Origin of the sequence: Melaminivora alkalimesophila, assembly GCF_000282995.1 — a bacterium.
GTDB lineage: Bacteria > Pseudomonadota > Gammaproteobacteria > Burkholderiales > Burkholderiaceae_C > Melaminivora > Melaminivora alkalimesophila.
The window spans coordinates 1-941 of the sequence record NZ_ALEE01000311.1 but is presented as its reverse complement, the minus strand read 5'-3'; the positions used below and the strand labels follow the sequence as shown (position 1 = coordinate 941).

Annotated in this window: 1 protein-coding gene; it reads right to left on the bottom strand. The window is 75.2% G+C overall.

Annotated features, from left to right (window positions below):
• Window positions 1-848 (bottom strand): FAD-dependent monooxygenase (locus tag A612_RS05810; protein ID WP_040436202.1); only part of this gene is annotated, 848 nt, incomplete at its 3' end.
• Window positions 849-941: the final 93 nt, after the last annotated feature.

Below are 941 nucleotides of genomic sequence, written 5' to 3'. Positions count from 1 at the left end.
GGCCACAGGCGCCAGCCGCTGCCCAGCTGCGGCACCGCGCGGATGAGTTCCTGCAGCCGCGTGCAGGTGCGCGCCAGCGCCGCCTCCAGCTCGGCGGCGTTCGCGCCATGGTCCCAGGCATCGAGGTCGGACGGCGCCTGCCCGTGCCGGATGGCGACGATGTTCAGCAGCTCGCCCCGGCGCACCGGGTAATGCACCACGTGCAGCCGCGGCCCCAGCCAGACCGTGACCTGCTGCGAGCGCAGGGAGGGTGGCAATGCCGACTGCGACACAAGCGCACGGTAGGCCAGGTGCCCCCGGCTGCGCGTCGTGCCCTCGGCGAGCAGCTGCGCGCGCACCCGGCTGTGCAAGCCATCCGCACCGACCAGGGCATCGCCTTCCACCTCGACCTGGGCGCCGTCCGTCTGGCGCACCAGGCGCAGGCCGACCGCCGCTCCGTCCTCGTGGTAGCCCGCGACCGCGTGGCCCAGCCTCCAGCCCACGTCCGCCAGTGCGGCGGCGCCATCGCGCAGCAGGCCATGCAGGTCGGCCCGGTGGATGGTGGCGTAGGCTGCCCCATAGCGCTGCACGACCGCGGAACCCAGGCCCAGGGACGCCAGCTCGCCGCCCCCCTGCGCGCAGCGCACCGCTAGCCGGTCGGGGAAGGAGGCGACCTCCTGCAGGGCCGACTGCAGCCCCCAGGCCTGCAGGTGGCGCACCACGTTCGGCCCGAGCTGCACGCCGGCCCCGACCTCGGTGAACGCAGGCGCACGCTCATACAGCCGCACCTCCCAGCCGGCACGCGCGCCGCCGATGGCCGCCGCCAGGCCACCGATCCCTCCGCCGGCCACCAGAATCTGTTTTTTCACCATGCCCGATTGTCGCCCGCCGCCCCGCGCGGGACGCGGCTCAGGCGGGCGCCGGTTGCAAGGCCTGCTCCAGGGCCTCGGCGGGCGCCGGCC